The 16639-nt window shown below is 62.4% G+C and carries 12 protein-coding genes; 5 read left to right on the top strand and 7 right to left on the bottom strand.

The window, feature by feature from the left end:
• Window positions 1-70 precede the first annotated feature (70 nt).
• Both LJY18_RS00930 and yjeH read right to left on the bottom strand, forming a co-directional pair.
• A complete protein-coding gene (locus tag LJY18_RS00930; RefSeq protein ID WP_238039848.1) occupies window positions 71-1414 on the bottom strand; it encodes a TAXI family TRAP transporter solute-binding subunit in 1344 nt (447 codons plus the stop codon).
• Between the two features lie 49 nt (window positions 1415-1463).
• Window positions 1464-2726, bottom strand: coding sequence for an L-methionine/branched-chain amino acid transporter (yjeH, locus tag LJY18_RS00925; protein ID WP_238039847.1), 1263 nt, complete (start codon window positions 2724-2726; stop codon window positions 1464-1466).
• Window positions 2727-2855: 129 nt separating this feature from the next.
• Here yjeH and LJY18_RS00920 point away from each other — a divergent pair, with 129 nt between their 5' ends.
• Window positions 2856-3275, top strand: a complete 420-nt coding sequence (locus LJY18_RS00920) for an Lrp/AsnC family transcriptional regulator (protein ID WP_238039845.1) — start codon at window positions 2856-2858, stop codon at window positions 3273-3275.
• Between the two features lie 90 nt (window positions 3276-3365).
• Here the strand turns inward: LJY18_RS00920 and LJY18_RS00915 are convergent, their stop codons facing one another.
• Complete coding sequence (locus LJY18_RS00915) at window positions 3366-3866, bottom strand: hypothetical protein (protein ID WP_238039843.1); 501 nt, start codon at window positions 3864-3866, stop codon at window positions 3366-3368.
• A gap of 245 nt (window positions 3867-4111) precedes the next feature.
• On the opposite strand from LJY18_RS00915, the gene sbcD reads away from it, so the two are divergent.
• From sbcD to LJY18_RS00900, 3 genes are all read left to right on the top strand, one after another.
• Window positions 4112-5332 carry an exonuclease subunit SbcD gene (gene sbcD / locus LJY18_RS00910; protein WP_238039842.1) on the top strand — a complete coding sequence of 407 codons (1221 nt, stop codon included), beginning with the start codon at window positions 4112-4114 and terminating at the stop codon, window positions 5330-5332.
• Window positions 5333-5612: 280 nt separating this feature from the next.
• Window positions 5613-6566, top strand: coding sequence for an MBL fold metallo-hydrolase (locus tag LJY18_RS00905; RefSeq protein WP_238039840.1), 954 nt, complete (start codon window positions 5613-5615; stop codon window positions 6564-6566).
• A 97-nt stretch (window positions 6567-6663) separates the two neighbouring features.
• Window positions 6664-6963 (top strand): hypothetical protein, encoded by a 300-nt coding sequence (locus LJY18_RS00900; protein ID WP_238039839.1) that lies wholly within the window; start codon window positions 6664-6666, stop codon window positions 6961-6963.
• Between the two features lie 698 nt (window positions 6964-7661).
• Here the strand turns inward: LJY18_RS00900 and LJY18_RS00895 are convergent.
• From LJY18_RS00895 to LJY18_RS00880, 4 genes are read right to left on the bottom strand one after another with little or no spacing between them, the layout of a single operon-like run.
• Window positions 7662-8753 (bottom strand): ABC transporter permease, encoded by a 1092-nt coding sequence (locus LJY18_RS00895; RefSeq protein ID WP_238039836.1) that lies wholly within the window; start codon window positions 8751-8753, stop codon window positions 7662-7664.
• Window positions 8753-9850 carry an ABC transporter permease gene (locus tag LJY18_RS00890; protein ID WP_238039834.1) on the bottom strand — a complete coding sequence of 366 codons (1098 nt, stop codon included), beginning with the start codon at window positions 9848-9850 and terminating at the stop codon, window positions 8753-8755. Before LJY18_RS00890 ends, LJY18_RS00895 begins: the two co-directional genes overlap by 1 nt.
• Complete coding sequence (locus LJY18_RS00885) at window positions 9847-11586, bottom strand: ATP-binding cassette domain-containing protein (RefSeq protein WP_238039832.1); 1740 nt, start codon at window positions 11584-11586, stop codon at window positions 9847-9849. The genes LJY18_RS00890 and LJY18_RS00885 overlap by 4 nt, the downstream gene beginning before the upstream one ends.
• Complete coding sequence (locus tag LJY18_RS00880; RefSeq protein WP_238039831.1) at window positions 11587-12576, bottom strand: HlyD family secretion protein; 990 nt, start codon at window positions 12574-12576, stop codon at window positions 11587-11589. It abuts the gene before it with no gap.
• A gap of 633 nt (window positions 12577-13209) precedes the next feature.
• On the opposite strand from LJY18_RS00880, the gene LJY18_RS00875 reads away from it, so the two are divergent.
• Window positions 13210-16638 (top strand): AAA family ATPase, encoded by a 3429-nt coding sequence (locus LJY18_RS00875; protein WP_238039830.1) that lies wholly within the window; start codon window positions 13210-13212, stop codon window positions 16636-16638.
• The last annotated feature ends 1 nt before the right edge of the window (window position 16639 follow it).

Genomic DNA, 16639 nt, shown 5'->3' with positions numbered 1-16639 from the left:
CTTCAGCGGTGAACGGGGGCGCAGACAACGGGCGATGGCCGGTTTCGCTGCCCCGGGAATGCTGCGCAGTTTACCCGAGTGTCTCGGCCTCGGTCGCCCGTCGCTGCTGCAAGGTCTGCAATCGTTCGATCACATAGCGCAGGTGCACATGCAGCTCGTACAGTTCGTTGGAGTAAGACAGCGGCACCTCGACCTTGGCCAGTTCGTCCTGCAGCTGTTCCAGGCGCTCGATCTCGCTGCCCAGGCGTTCCGGCAGGGTGCCGGCATCCAGTTGCCGGTCGATCTCGCGCAGGTGTTTGTACCAGCGGTAGATGCGCGCGCGGATGCGCCAGCGATACAGCGGGCCGACCGCCTTGAGCAGCGGTACCAGCACCACGATCAGCGGGATCAGCAGGATGATGTAGCGGTCGGCCAAGGATGCGATGCGAAATGGCAGGTAGCGCTGCAGCAGCGGTAGACCACTCTTGTAGTAGTGCTCGGCATCGCTGGACAGTTCGAAGGTGCGTGGCACGGCGCTGGGGAAGGCGCCGGCCTGATCCAGCAGGGTGCCGTCCTTCATCACCTCGCGGCTCGCCTCGAGGAACAGCGGCACCAGGCCCGGGTGAAAGTTCTGGTTGATCACCAGGGTGGCTACCGGTGACAGGGTGACGGTGGTCTGTGGCGGACTGTTCAGCGCCAGGTTGAGCAGACCTTCCTCGATAGTCACCCGCTTGAAGAACGGCAGGCGGGCTTCATAGGCGGCGGCGCGGCGGAAGTTGGCCAGGCGCAGATCGGGATTGGCGGCCAGCTGCTGAACCCGGGCATTCTCCGCCGGACCGACGAAAAAGGCGGCGTCCAGTTCGCCGGCGCTGAGGGCGGCGGCGGCCTTGTTGCCGCCCAGATCCTGCCAGTTCGCGGAGTACTGCTGCGGGTCGATGGCATTGGCGGCGAGAATCGCCTCGCTGGCCGAGCGGGTGCCGCTGCCGACGCTACCCAGGGCCAGGCGCAGCGGCAGCAGATCGGCGATGCGATCGAGGGCAATGTCCTTGCGGTAGAACAGCCACAGCGGTTCCTGATACACCGCCCCCAGGCTTTGCAGGCGGGTTTTGTCGGCGGCGCTGAGCTGGCGCTCCAGGCCGCTCTGCACCAAAGCGATCTCGACCTGACTCTCCTGCGCCAACAGTCGCTCGAGGTTGTCCCGCGAGCCGGCGCTGGGCACCAGGGTCAGCTCGAAGCCTTCCCTGGCCAGTTGCGTCTTGAGTTTCTCGGCAAATATCCGGTAATTGCCCCCCTCTGCGCCGGTGGCCATGCTGGCGTGCATCGGCGGCGGCGGGGCAACGAAATAGAACACCGCGCCGACCAGTGCGGCGACCACTGGGACTATCCACAGATTGGCCAGCAACATGATCTTCAGGTCGGTGAGTACGCGAGGCATGGGGCTTCCTTTCGGCGGGTTCGCCCCAAGGATAGAAGCTTCTTGGGCCTCAGGTCACCTTTGCCGTCTGCATCGGCGGGTTGCGCAGGTAATCGAGTGCCGCCAGCACGGCCAATAGCCCCAGGGCATACCAGGCATCCACACCCAGCATCAACAGCACCAGGGTGCAGAGCAGCGCGCTGAAGCCGGCGAGCCAGCGCCAGACGCCGCGCAGCAGTGCCCAGCCGGCGGCCATGCTCAGCAGGTAGATGACCACGAAGTTGCCGTTGGCGTAGCGGATCAGGTCGTCCACCGAGAGGTTGAACAGGCCGGCCAGGCTCGCGCACAGGGCGCAGCTCAGGACCACCAGCAGCAGGGCGCGGGCCGGCACGCCGTGGTGATTGCGCTGGGCGAGGCGGGCGGGCAGCTTGCCTTCGTCGGCCAGGCTCCAGATCAGCCGGGCAAAACCCTGGATATAGACATTCATCGAGGCGAAGCAGGCCAGGTAGCCGACCAGCGCGATCAGCCAGCGCGCCCGCTCGCCGAGCAGCAGGTCGAACAGGCGCGGCAGCGAGGCGGCGTCGCTGTGCACATTGCCGTATGCCTGAAAGCTCAGCACCGCGACCGAGCAGGCCCAGTACACCAGGCCTGCAAGTAGTACGCCGAGCAGCAGGGCCAGGGGAAAGTCGCGCTCGGGACGCTTGAATTCCTCGCCCATGTGGGTGAATGCCTCGATGCCGACGAAACACCAGAACATCACCCCCAGCGCGGCGGGCAGCAGGTGCCAGGAGCCCGTGATCGGCGGCAGCAGCGGCTGACTGTTGAGCGGCAAGTCGCCGACCCACCAGATCAGGCCGACACTGCCGACAATCGCCACGGCGATCAGGCCCTGCACCAGCCCTGAGGCCTTGGCCGGGCGCTGGCCGAGCAGCAGGATGGCGCCGAGGGTGGCGAGCTGGATGGTCAGCGCCTGGCCGCGACTCAAGTCGACCACCGCCTGCCAGAACCCGCTGGCGATATTCAGTGCCGCCGGCAAGCCGACCGGCAGCACGGCGAGGAACAGCCAGGCGCTGAGGCGCTCCATGCGCGGGCCGAAGGCGCGGCCGATCAAGTGCGGCGCACCGCCTGCATGGGGGTAGTGCCGGCCCAGCTGGGCGAAGGTGAAGGCGATCGGCAGGACCAGGGCAATGAGGATCATCCAGGCCCACAGCGAAGCCTCGCCAGCCGCGGTGGCGGCCAGCGCCGGCACGACAAAAATGCCGGTGCCCAGTAGCGAGGTGCTCAGCAGGCCAATGCCCTGCAGCAGGCCCAGTTCTTGGTTCAGGCGGCTCATGTTGTATGCTCTGAGGTTTCGTTCGTCATGATAATTCGCCCGCCTGTTGCTGGATGCTGGCGAAGCGTCGGCTTTGTCCGACGAACTGGCGGAATTGACTGTCATATTGCCTTTTGCCCGAGAGCCCAAGTGGACAAGTTCGATCAGCAGATTCTCGCCCTGTTGCGCGCCGATGCGCGTGTGCCGGTGAGTCAGATTGCCCGTGAAGTCAACCTGTCGCGTTCCGCGGTGAGCGAGCGCATTCGCCAGCTGGAGCAGCGCGGCATCATCAGCGGCTACCATGCCCAGATCGCCCACCCGGCCGATGCGGGCATCAAGGCCTACCTGGAGTTGTTCTATCAGGGTGGGCGCTGCGAAAACTACGTGGAGCGCATGCGCAGCTTCAGCGAAGTACGTCGCTGCAGCGGTATCAGCGGCGAGACCGACATGCTGGTGTATATCGAAGCCGCCTCGATGCAGCGCTTCAGCGAGATCCGCGGGGAGATCGAAAACTACCCCGGGATGCAGAAGGTCAAGACCCATGTGGTGGTCAAGGATTGGGCAATGTGAGCGGAGCGTAACCGCTACGACTTGAAATGAAACGAAGGCGGGGGCCGCGCAAGCTGGGCGGTAGCCGGAGCCAGGCTCCGGCTGGCAGGTTTAGTTTATCTGCACCAGTTGATCGCGCAGTGCCTCGGGCACCTGATCGACGGTGATTAGCGTCAGGCTGTCGGCGGTTTTTGCGTCTGCGGTTACCGGAGCCAGGCTCGTCGCGGTATTTTCTGGAAGCTTGTACATGGCGCCTGTGGCGGGATCGACGGCCAGCATGCCGATCAGTCCACCAAAGATGATGTTGCCCCAGTACCAGCCATCCAGGCTGGAGTTCAGCGTGGTTTGCTGATCGGCAAAGCCTTCTTTGCGAAAGGCGATGGTGTAAGTCTCACCCTTGAAGTAACCCGCGCCAGATTTGAGCGTAACGCTGCCTGGAGTTGTACCCGAATGGATCACATCGCCAGCGCGGTTACGGACTTCGAAAGTGGCGCCGGCAGGGGTGGTGATTACGCTGACGGGGTACTGCGAGTCACTGACGATGCTGGCGCATCCACTCAAAATGGCGAGTGCAGCTGGGATCAAGGCGAATCGAACGTTGAGTTTGCGCATTTCAGTAGTGCTTCCCTTTATGTGGATTAATCCTTTGCCCGCGAGCGGGCGAGGCGATCTTAGGGCGTGTTTTGGCAGTGCGCAATGGCAAAGTGGCATCACTGAGTGTGTTTCTGGCGCCAGTGATTAAGGCGCTGGCAGCGCCTCGGATGGCCGGCGCAGTTGAGGCCGATTTGCGCTCGGCCGGAGAGAAATGACATGGTTCGCACCTTCATCCGCCGTCTAGCTAAGGGCATTGCTTGAGCATGCGCATCCTCCACACCTCCGACTGGCACCTCGGCCAGCACTTCATGGGCAAGACCCGCCAGGCCGAGCACCAGGCCTTCTGCGCCTGGCTGATCGAGCAGGTGCACGCGCATGAGGTCGATGCGCTGCTGATCGCCGGCGATGTGTTCGACACCGGCGCGCCGCCCAGCTACGCCCGCGAGCAGTACAACCGCTTTATCGTCGAGCTGCGCGGCAGCGGCTGCGAGCTGGTGGTGCTCGGCGGCAACCACGATTCGGTGGCCATGCTCGGCGAGAGCAAGACCCTGCTGGCGCAGCTGGATACCCGGGTGATCCCCGGCGTCTGTGCGGATCTGCGCGAACAACTGCTGGTGCTGCACCGGCGTGACGGCGCGCCCGGGGCGATTCTCTGCGGCATCCCCTTTATCCGCCCGCGCGATGTGCTGCAGAGCCAGGCCGGGCAGAGTGCGCAGAACAAGCAGCTGTCGTTGCAGCAGGCGATCCAGCAGCATTACCAGGCGCTGTATGCCCTGGCGCTCGGCATGCGCGCCGAGCTGGGCGGCGACGTGCCGATCATCGCTACGGGGCATCTGACCACGGTCGGCGCCAGCGCCAGCGAGTCGGTACGCGAGATCTACGTCGGCAGCCTGGAGGCCTTCCCCACCAGCGCCTTCCCGCCGGCGGCCTATATCGCCCTGGGGCATATCCACCGGCCGCAGAAAGTTGGCGGCCTGGAGCATATCCGCTATTGCGGCTCGCCGATCCCGTTGAGTTTCGATGAGGCCCGGCAGCAGAAGGAGGTGTTGCTGGTCGAACTGGATGGCAGTGGCTTGCGTGGCATCACGGCCTTGCCGGTGCCGCGTTTCCAGCCCCTGCTGTCCGTGCGCGGATCGCTCAAGGAACTGGAACCGGCGATTGTCGAGGCCGCACAGCAGGGCAGCAGCGCGTTACCGGTGTGGCTGGAAGTGCTGGTGAGCACCGATGACTACCTCAGCGACCTGCAGCTGCGCATCGCCGCGCTGTGCGAGGGCTTGCCGGTCGAGGTGCTGCGCATCCGACGCGAGCGCGGCAATGCCGTGGCCGCGTTGCAGGGCCAAGCCCGGGAAACCCTGGACGAACTGAGCGTGGAGGAGGTGTTCGCCCGCCGGTTGGAGCAAGAGCAGCTGGACGCAGAGGACGCGCAGCGGCTGCAGACGCTTTATCGCGGGGTGCTGGAAGCGTTGCAGGCCGATCGGGACTGAGTCGCAGGTTAGCCCAGCGGGCTCTACACTCGGGTAAAGGCCTGGCCCAGTGGTAGAGCGAAATGCGGTGATCAAACGAGTACGGATCAAGGCTCGCGCTGATGGCCTAATGCATTGATTAGCAGGTAATTTTTATTTAATAGAGGACAGGGTGGTGTGGGGTTATACAGAATTCACTACCACCGGATTAATCAAGAGCTCCATCTAATCACTGTTGGGCGGGAGGGGATATTTGTATCTCCTGAATTTAAACCCGCAAATACAATGAGGAGATAGCGCAATGACGATTTCAGTCAATGAAGCAGATAAGGTGGAAATCCTGACGCTTCAAGATAACTACATCGACCTTGTTTCCGGAGACAGCACAGAAATACTGAAGCGGGCCTTACCCGTGAAGGGATCTGAAATAAAAAACAGTGTCCTAGCCGAACATGGTTTCTCTGCCCTTGTGACCATTTTTACGGGGGCGAGAACACATCGTATCCTTTTCGATTTTGGATTTTCGGAACACGGGGCAGCCTTCAATGTTGACGCTTTAGATGTGGATTTAAAGGAAGTTGAGACCCTCGTTCTCTCACACGGCCATATTGACCATTTCGGAGGCATGAGACAGCTCGTTGAAAAGGTGGGCAGAAAAGACATAAAACTGGTAGTTCATCCTGCCGCTTTCAGACATCCTCGCTACATAAAGTTTACTGAGGAAATTAGAATCAATTTCCCCCCCTTTACTCGTGAGGCAGTCAAGGACATGGGAGTTTCGTTGCTAGAGAAAAGCGGACCGCATCTGCTTGCGGATGGATTCATTCTCTTTTTAGGCGAAATACCAAGGACATCTGATTTCGAAAGGGGAATGCCAAACGCCTTCTATGAAGATCAGGGGGAGGCGAAACATGATTCGATTGAGGATGACACAGCGATTGTGGCGAATGTGAAGGGGCAGGGGCTGGTCATTTTGTCCGGGTGCGCACATTCCGGAATCATCAACACCGTTCGGTACGCGCAAGAGGTGACGGGAATCGAGAAGGTTTTTGTCGTGATGGGTGGCTTTCATCTCACTGGCCCCGACTATGCTTCCATCATCAACACGACCACCGATGCGTTAAAGGACATCAGTCCGCGCTACATCGTGCCCACGCACTGTACCGGCAGGAATGCGGTGATGCACATTGAACAGGAAATGAACCGGGAGTTCTTGCTCAATATGGCGGGCACCAAGCTGACTTTCTCGGCATGATGATCGAGCGTCCCCTCGGTGGTCATTGTGCCGCCCAACAACGCGCTCCAGTCGACGCCGCAAAGTGGCGCGCCTGATCTTTGACCTTAGGCAGCCTATGAAAGATGCTCGCAACCGACTGAAGAACGCGGAGCTGCTGTCGCTCATCGGCGCCTGCATTGCCACAGGCGGCATCGCTCTGTTCCTCCAATCCTGGCTGGAGCCGTTCAAGCTTCTTCTCTTGCTCGGCGGTCTTGCGGTGCATGCAGCTGCGATGTACTACCGGCATCGTCTGGAGAGGGCCGCGGGTAGCATGCCGACTCATTGGGAAAGGTGGCTGTACTGGTCTTGCTGGCTCATCTTGGCAATGCTGGCTTCCTATATCCTGGTGGTTGGCCCTAGCCAGACCGCTGCCTAAAAATTCAACCGGAAACCGCTTGGCGGCTCCGGTTAATTCAGGCGTTAGCCTACAGAGAGAGCATTAGGATAGTGCCATGAAAGTTAGATGCCCTAGCTGTGGTTATATCGCAGATAGCCTGCCTCCAACCCATAAGTGCCCTAAATGCGCTAATTTCTCCCACGATTGGCTGGTTTACGATTGGGAGAGCTTTGCTTTAATCAGGCGCAGGCATATCAGATACAACCTTTTAATAATTGGCGTTATTCTAATTAGCTCATCTGCAGCAATCGTATTCAAGTCGACAGATGCACGCCAATGGCTGTTCAATTTGTTATTGATTCCAGCAATGATCAGCCTGTTTCGTTGCCGGAAGCAGCTCAGAGGAAAGTCGGAGTATGAAGGTCATAAAGGCCGGGATATACGTCCATGGTTTATCCATTTTGGCGGGCTCTAAAGCGGCTAACAAGGCGTATATGGACCCTCCGCACAAGCGGTTAGCAATAGCGTTTCCAGCCTGTCGTCAGCGCGGTTGCATGCGTATATCCGGCCTGTTGTGGGCTAGCGCCTTGGCCATTCTGTAGTTCGCATGACGGGGGCGATGCGCTCAAAGGCTGTTGCAGATCAGCATTTCGCGACGGCGTTGCATCCTGAAGGAGATTTGACAGGGTAACTGGCAGTTCTGCTGTCTCCAGGCCGTGTAGTGATGCTGTGGGTGTTCACGGCTGTTGACGCCGAAACACGGTCGCCGCCAATGCGAACAACAGCAGACCGATCCCCGCCAGCGCCAGTGCCTGTGGCCAAAGATCGGCAAGGCCGTTGCCCTTGAGAAAGATGCCGAGGATGACGTCCATGTAGTAGCGCAAGGGACTGAGCAGTGACAGGTACTGCAGTGTTGCGGGCATGCTGGCTATCGGGGCCAGGGTGCCGGACAGGAACATCATCGGAAACAGACCGAAGAACGCCAGCAGCAGCGCCTGCTGCAATGTCCGGCAGACGGCGGCGACCAGCACGCCGATGGCGATGGCGCTGAGCAGGAAGAGGGCGGTCAGCAGTACGAACAACGTCAAGCTGCCGCGCAGGGGCACGTCGAACCAGCGGACGATCAGCAGGCTCGGAAACACCGATAGCGTGCCTATCACCAGTGTCGGTACCGTCTTGGCGACGAAGAGTTCGCCGATTCGGATCGGTGTGACCTGCAATTGCTCGAGGGTACCGAGTTCTTTTTCGCGCACGATGGTCGCTGCCGGATGAATGACGCCCACCATCAGCGCGGCGAGCGCAATCATCGACAGCACCATGAAGCGCGTGTAGGTCAGGTCCGGGTTGTACCAGATGCGTATGACTGGCCGAATGGCCGGTGACGGATTCGGACCGGCGTCGGCCTGCAGCAACGAGAGCCCCCGCAGGATGTAGTTGCGTGCGGTCGCGGCGGTATTGGCATCGCTACCGTCCAGCAGCAGCTGGAGGGTCGAGGTTTCATTGCGTACCAGTGCTTCGGCAAAATCGCCGGGAATGACCAGCACGGCGCGGGTGCGCCCTTCCTGCAGCCAGCCCTCGGCCTGCCTCATGTCGCGGGGGTAACCGGTGAACGCGAAGGACTCACCACTGGTCAGTGCATCGACCAACTGGCGGCTGTAGGCGCTGCGATCGTGATCGAGCACGGCCAGCGGCAGATGTCGAAGATCCAGTCCCAATGCGTAGGCGCAGATCACCACTTCCACGGTGTAGAGCCACAGGATCAGCAGCAGCATGACCCGGTCGCGGAAGAACTGGATCAGCTCCTTGATCAACAGGCTGCCGAGTCGCATCAGGCCACCTTTTTCTTCAGTCGTCGACTGGCCAGGAGGAACACGGCCAGGGTGTAGAGGGCCAGCACCGCTACCTGGAGCCAGACAATGTCGATGCCGGTGCCTTTCAGCGCGATGCCGCGGGATATTTCGACGAAATAACGCCCTGGGAAGATCGCGGCATACAGCTGTAGCAGCGCCGGCATCGTGAAGATCGGAAACAGCAGACCGGAAAACAGGAAGGACGGCATCAGCGTCACGATCAAGGCCAGCAGCATGGCGGTCAACTGGGTTCGGGTCAGCGTTGACACCAGCAGTCCGATGCCGACGGTACAGAGCACGTAGATAAGGCCGGCCGCCAGCAGAAAGAGAAAGCTGCCCTGAAACGGCACGCCGAACCAGAAGTAGCCGAAGGCCACCACGATGAGCATCTGCAGCAGTGCGATCAGGCTGTAGGGCACCAGCTTGCCGAAAATGAACTCGCTGGAGGTCAGCGGCGAGGCGAAAATGGACTGTATGGTGCCCGTTTCCTTCTCCCGTACTATGCCCAGCGCGGTCAACAGCGGTGGGAAGGCCAGCAGAATCACGGCATAAAGACCGGGCACGATGTAGTTGACGCTTTTCAACGAGGGGTTGTACCAGACCCGGGTTTCGAGCCTCAGTGCCGCCCGGGAAGGGGGGGGGGCGAAACTGGTAACCAGGGCCTCGGCATAGCCGGCCGCCAGCAGGGCGGTGGTGGAATAGGTGCCGTCGATGAGAACCTGAACGTCCGGCTGTTCCCCGCGCAGCAGCTTGTTGCTCAGACCTGCCGGAATCACCAGCACCAGATCGACCTGACCTCGCTGCAGTGCCTCTTCGACCTCCCGGGCTGACTCCAGGGAGCGGCTGAGCCGGAAGGACTCATTGGCGCTGAAGTGCTCGATCAATGCTCGGCTGGTGGGGCTGTAGTCCTCGTCAAGCACGCCCAGGGAGGCGCTGCGCAGGTCGAGGGATATCGCGTAGCCAAATAGAAACAGCATGACCAGGGGCATAAGCAGGGCCACGCCCAGCGTGATGGGGTCGCGCAGGATTTCCCGCGTTTCCTTGCCGATGACGGCACGGATGCGGGCGGGATTCATCCGACCACCCCGGCAGTAGAGGATGGACGGGTGATATAGGCCATGAAAACGCTGTCCATGGGTGCCCCTGGGTCCGGGGGCTGCAGTGCGCTTCGTAGTTCGTCTAGGGTACCCAGGGCGATCAGGCGACCGTTGTGCATCAGCCCGAGGCGGTGACAGTAGTAGGCCTCTTCTAGGTAATGGGTGGTGACCAGAATCGCCATGCCCGATCGGGCCAGCCACTGGATCAGCTGCCAGAAACGGCGGCGTGCCATGGGATCGACACCCGACGTCGGCTCATCGAGAAAGAGTACCGAGGGCCGGTGCATGATGGCGCAGGCCAGTGCCAACCGCTGACGCATGGCGCCGGAAAGCGCGTTGGTGCGGCTAACGTCCAGATCGTCGATACCGACCAGAGGTTTGACCCAGCGGATCGCATCGCGGCGACGCTGCCCTGAAAGGCCATACACTCCGGCGAAAAAGCGCAGGTTCTCGATCACGCTGAGGTCGGGATAGAGTGAGAAGCGCTGCGACATGTAGCCGATGCGGGCCTTGATCTGTGCCGACGCGGTCGCCAATGGCAGGCCGGCGATCTCGGCCTCGCCGGAGCTCGGGCGCTGCAAGCCGCAGAGTACGCGGATGAGTGTGGTCTTGCCGGCCCCGTTCGGCCCTAGCCAACCGACCACCTCGCCAGCGGCGATACGGAAGGAGACCTGGTTCACGGCGGAAAAATTGCCAAAGCGAACACTGATCTCGGTGGCGGCAATGGCAGTTGCGGGAGCGGCCGGCGCGGAGGCAGTGTGAAGCGAATCGGTTGTCGCAAGGCGGTCGGTCGGCTGGGCCGTCAACTGGACGAAGGCGTTTTCCAGATCGGGCGTGGTCGGGTGCGGGACGCCCAGATAGTGGAGCTTCATGCGCAGCGCTTCCGACAGGCCATCATCATTGTCGAGTTGAAAGCGATAGCGATCGGCGAGCCACTGTCCGCTGATGACTTCGGGGGCTGCGGAGAGAATAGCGTGTACCTCAGCCAGACGGGCTGTCACCACCTCATAGACCCGCCCACGCGCCCGATCGCTCAAGGCCATGGGGCTGTCCATCGCCAGCAGGTGTCCTCGATGCAGAAAGGCCAGCCGGTCACAGGCCTGTGCTTCATCCATATAGGGGGTCGTCAGGACGATGGTCATGCCGGAATCGCGAAAGGTGCGAAGCATCTTCCACAGCTCCTGACGCGATAACGGGTCGACGCCGAGGCTGAGTTCGTCCAGCAACAACAACTCGGGCTCATGAATCAGGTTGGTGCACAGGGACAGCTTTTTGCGCATGCCGCCCGACAGCACGCGGGCCTCTCGGTCGACGGCGTCGTGAAGACCTGCCATTTGCAGCAGGCGTTGGCGTCGCAGTCGGTAAGCCGCATCGGGAACACCGCGAATGCGAGCAGAAAACGCCAGGTTTTCCTCGACGCTCAGGCGGTCGTACAGGGTGAATCCCTGCGACATGTAACCGATACGGTCGGTTACCTGGGAGGACTCCCGCACAGTATCGAAGCCGAGCACCCGGCACCGGCCGGCGGTGGGGTCCAGGATCGCGGCGAGCAGCTGCATCAGGGTGGTTTTGCCCGCGCCGTCGGGACCCAGGATGCCGAATATTTCGCCACGCTCCACCTGCAGATCGATATCCGCCAGCGCCTCCTGGTGGCCGAAGCGCCTGCCCAGTCCCTGCGCTTCGATGATCCGCTCTGCGCTCAGCTCAGTCACCATCTATCGTGGGACCTCCAGCCGTTGCGGCCATGGCTGTTCCGACGACCAGCGTATCCAGGCGTCGGCCGGCATGCCGGGTTTCAGGAAGCCTTCGGGGTTATCCAGCGAGAGTTCGACGCCGAAGACGATGCGCGCGCGTTCCTCCGGCAGATGCACGTCCCGGGGCGTGAACTGGGCACGCTGATCGACCGCGGAGACCCTGGCCTCGAAGTAGCGTTCGGGGAAGGCGTTGAGCCGCACCCGGGCTTGGTTGCCGAGCCGGACCCTGCCGATAAGCCGTTCCGGAACGTACACCTTGAGCCGCAGGTGCGACAGGTCCACCAGCATCGCAATCGGGGTACCGGGAGTGGCGAGTTCTCCCGTTTCGATCGCCTTGACGATCAGGGTGCCGTCTACGGGCGCCTTGATGACGGTCTTCTCCAGCTGCAGCTTCAGCAGTCGCAGGCTTTGCTCGGCGGCCTGTAGCCGGGCATCGCTTTCGGCCAGTTGCGCCTGCAGAAACTTGACCTGGCCCTGCGCTTCCTTGAGGCGATCTTCGACGCTGGACAGCTGCTGAGGCGTTGCGACGCCGGTCTGACGCAGTTTCAGGAAACGCTTGTAATCCGAGGCTGCCGTATCGGCATGATGGCGCCAGACATCCAGTTGTGCCTGCCGGGCCTGGCGCCCCTGGCGGATGGCCGTCAGTTCGGCTTCGGTTAGCGCTTGGCGAATCCTCAGCTCACGGTCATCGAGGCGTACCAGCAGATCGTTGGCCTGGACCGGTTGGCCTTCGTCCATCCGGTTATCGAGCACACGCCCGGTGGTTTCGGCGCTGACCCGGATCTCCGTTCCCTCGATATGTCCGCTACCGTAGAGAATCCCCTCCGCCTGGGGCGCAGGACTCAGTAACCGAAACAGGATGTAGGAGGCAACAGCCAAGATGACGATCACCACAGCTGTCCACCACCAAGCGATGCTCGATGTGAAGGGCGGCCGTTCCTTATCAGACATCTGTATCGATCCAGTGATATACAAGTTGTCGCCGGCGGTGCTCTCCAGCGTTTGCAGCTGGCACGATCGCTGACGCGGGCAAGTGTTCATCTGGTGAGGACGCCTGCGTTCAATCGATACTTGAACCGCCCAGCGTCGCTGCTCGGAATTGCCAGCGGCAGATAACAAAAACCTCGCCACGGCTCGGCTTTTCCGGAAATGAGAGGGTTGCCAAGACCCTCTTTCGGCACCATCTACTGTTATGTCTAGCTGGGAGCCGGTGATCTCGCAACGATCGCAACCGTCAAATGGACCAGAGGGGTGCCTGAAAAGAGGTGAGGATGGGGGCAAACCCGTTAGCACCTTTAGCCTTGATAAGCCTTGCGCTTCTGTGGGCATGCAAAAGCTGATCACAATGCAACACCTGACAATGCGCATCTGGACACTCCCAGCAAGCAGTTCGTAACGCTCTTGCTGCCCTGTCGTCAGTGCGGGTTACATGCGTATATCCGGCCAGGTCTTCAGCGCTTCGCCCTGATCATTGCGTAGTTCGCAGCAGGGCCAAGCGCCGGCGACTTTTCCGCTTATGAGTCGTCGGCACAATCCCCCCAACGATGTCAGAATGGCCTTTTTCTGACGGTCATCGACCCCGACATGAAGATCCTCAGCCTGCGCCTGAAGAACCTCAACTCGCTCAAGGGCGAGTGGAGGATCGATTTCACCGCCGAGCCGTTCAAGGACAACGGCCTGTTCGCCATCACCGGGCCGACCGGGGCGGGCAAGACCACCTTGCTCGACGCCATCTGCCTGGCCCTGTACCACCGCACGCCGCGCATGAGCAGCGTCTCGGCCAGCGCCAACGAGCTGATGACCCGGCACACCGGCGATTGCCTGGCCGAGGTCGAGTTCGAGGTCAAAGGTGCGCGTTACCGCGCCTTCTGGAGCCAGCGCCGCGCCCGCGACAAGGCCGGCGGCGCGCTGCAGGCGCCCAAGGTGGAACTGGCCGCGGCCGATGGCACTATCCTCACCGACAAGATCAACGAGAAGCTGCGCGAGACCGAGCGCCTGACGGGGCTGGACTTCGAACGCTTCACCAAATCCATGCTGCTGGCCCAGGGCGGTTTTGCCGCCTTCCTCGAGGCCAATGCCAACCAGCGCGCCGAGCTGCTGGAAGAGCTGACCGGCACCGATATCTATGGGCAGATTTCCCAGCGGGTGTTCGAGCAGACCCGCGAGGTCAGAGGCACGCTCGACCAGCTGCGTGCGCGTGCCGCAGGCGTCGAGTTGTTGGGTGACGAGCAGCGTAGCCAGTTGCAGCTCGAAGCCGAACGCCTGGGCGCCGAAGACGCCCGCCTGAATGCCGAGCAGGCCGAACTGCAACGCCAACGCCAATGGCGCGATGACCTGGCCAAAGCGCAGAGCCAGCAGCACAGCACGGCGCTGGCCGAGCAGCGTGCCTGGGACGAATTGCAGGCCGCCCAGGCACAGCTGGCGCAGCTGGCCGCCAGCGAGCCAGCGGCAAAACTGCAGCCGATTCATCGCGACTGGCAGCAGGCGCAGCAGGCCGTGGGCCAGGCTGAACAGGCCTTGCAGCAGACCCAGGTCGCCCAGCAGCAGGCCGCGCAACGCATCGGCGAGTGTCTGTGGCAGGCTCACCAATACAGCCAGCAACTGCTTGGCGAGCGGCAGCACGCTTACGATCAGCTGGCCGCGCAGCGCCAGCAGCTGCAAACCCGCCTGGCCGAGCAGGCGCCACACGCTCGGCTCGGTGAGCAGCTGGTGGCATGGCGCGGCCAGTTTGCGGCGCGCCTGCAGCTGGGCGTGGACATCGACCAACTCGGCAGCCAGCAGCAGCAGACCGCCCAGGCCGTGCAGGTGCTGCAGCGACAGTTGCTCGAGCAGGCCGCGCAGTTGAGCGCCGAGCAGGCGCGCCTGCTTGAAGCGCAAGGGGCGGAAGGCGAGCAGCAGCGGCTGGTCGATGACCTGTTGGCCGGGCGCAGCGAAGCCGCCCTGCGCGAGGACTGGCAGCTGCTGCACCGGCGCAGCGGCCTGCTGGGCCAGCTCAAGCAGCTGGCCAGCGCTCGCCAGCAACTGGCCGAACAGCAGGCGCAGCTGGACGGCAAGCTGAACGAGTTGCACGCCCAGCACACCGCCAAGGAGGCCGAGGTGCTCGCCTTGCGCGCGCGCTACAAGGATCTGCAGCAACAGCTGCGCGACCAGGAAAAATTGCTGGAGCAGGAGCGGCGCATCCAGGCCCTGGAAACCTACCGTGCGCAACTGCAGGAGGGCCAAGCCTGCCCCTTGTGTGGCTCCCACGAACACCCGGCGATTGCCGCCTACCAGGCGCTGGACGTGTCCGCCACCCAGCAGACCCTGCTGGCGAAGAAGGCCGAACTGGAAACCCTGACCGGCAGCGGTCAACGTCTGGCCAGCGAGCTGGCGACCTTGACCAGCCAGCTCGAACAGCATCGGCAGCAGTTGCAAGGCAGCCGTCAGGAGCGTACTGAGCAGGACCAACGCTGGCAGCAGTTGAACGAACAGCTCGGCACCGCGCTGGCCGATGCCGTCGCCGTGGCCGCGCATGAGCAGCAGCAGGCGGGCGAACTGGATGCCATCCAGCGCCGCCTGGATCGGCTCGATCAGGTGAAGTGCGCCCATGAAGGCGCACGCACGGTTCGTCAGCAGCTCGAGCAGGCGTGCATCGCCAGGCAGCAACAGCTGGCCCTGGCCAGTCAGCAGCGCCAGCATCAGGACACCCAGTTGGCGGATCTCGCCGCGCGCCTGGAGCAATTACAGGGCCAGCGCCGCGAACGCGACAGCGTCCTCGGCGAAGAGCTGGCCGCGATCGGTTACAGCCTGCCTGCCGACGGTGACGCCTGGCTGCGCGAACGCGAAGTCGAGTGGCACAGCTGGCAGCAGGCGCAACAGCGGCGCCAGCAGCTGGAGGCTGAGCAGCGCGAGCTGGAGCATGCCCTCGGCCTAGCCCGCGAACTGCATGGCAACTGGCTACAGCGCTGGGCGGCAGAGCAGCAGGAACCGCTGCCGGCACTGCCGGCACTGCCGGCGGTTGCCGATGCGCGGGCCGCGCTGCAGCAAGCCGAGGCGCAGCTAAGCCATGAGCAGAACCGTCACCAGCAATTGCACGGTACGCAACAGACCCAGGCGCAGCGGCTGAAAGATGATCAACATGGCCTGCAGGTCAACGTGCAGCAGTGGGCGGCGGCCCTGGCCGCCAGCCCGTTTGGCGACGAGGGCGCATTCCAGGCCGCGCTGCTGGACGATCAGCAGCGTGCTGCGCTGTCCCGGCTCAAGGAGCGCCTGGACAGATCCCTGGCCGAGGCCCAGGCACTGAAAACCGCCGCCGAGCAACAGGTGGCGACCTTGCAAGCCAATCCGGCCGGCAAGCTTGAGCGCGAACCGCTTGAACAACGCCTGCAGCTGCTGACTGCCGAGCTGAAAACCCTGACCCAGCGCCAGGGCGAAATCCGCGCCCAGTTGCAGGGTGACGATGCGCGGCGGCTGGGCCAGCAGAGCCTGTTCGCCGAGATCGACGCCAAGCAGGTCGAGTACGACCTCTGGCAGCAACTCAACAGCCTGATCGGCTCGGCCGACGGCGCCAAGTACCGCAAGTTTGCCCAGGGTCTGACCCTCGATCATCTGGTCTACCTGGCCAACCAGCAGCTCGAACGCCTGCATGGCCGCTACCAGTTGGCGCGGCGTGGCAGCGGCGAACTGGAACTGGAGGTGATCGACACCTGGCAGGCCGATGTCGCCCGCGACACCAAGACCCTGTCCGGCGGCGAAAGCTTCCTGGTCAGCCTGGCCCTGGCGTTAGCCCTGTCCGACCTGGTCAGCCACAAGACCAGCATCGACTCGCTGTTCCTCGACGAAGGCTTCGGCACCCTGGACGGCGAAACCCTGGAAATCGCCCTGGATGCCCTCGACAGCCTGAATGCCAGCGGCAAGATGATCGGCGTGATCAGCCACGTCGAGGCCATGAAGGAGCGGATTCCTGTGCAATTGAAAGTGCACAAGAGCGTGGGCATGGGCTACAGCGCCCTTGACCGGCGCTTCGCCGTCTAGC

This window comes from Pseudomonas sp. MMS21 TM103 (assembly GCF_022132145.1).
Lineage (GTDB): Bacteria > Pseudomonadota > Gammaproteobacteria > Pseudomonadales > Pseudomonadaceae > Aquipseudomonas.
This window is presented reverse-complemented; position numbering and strand designations above follow the sequence as displayed.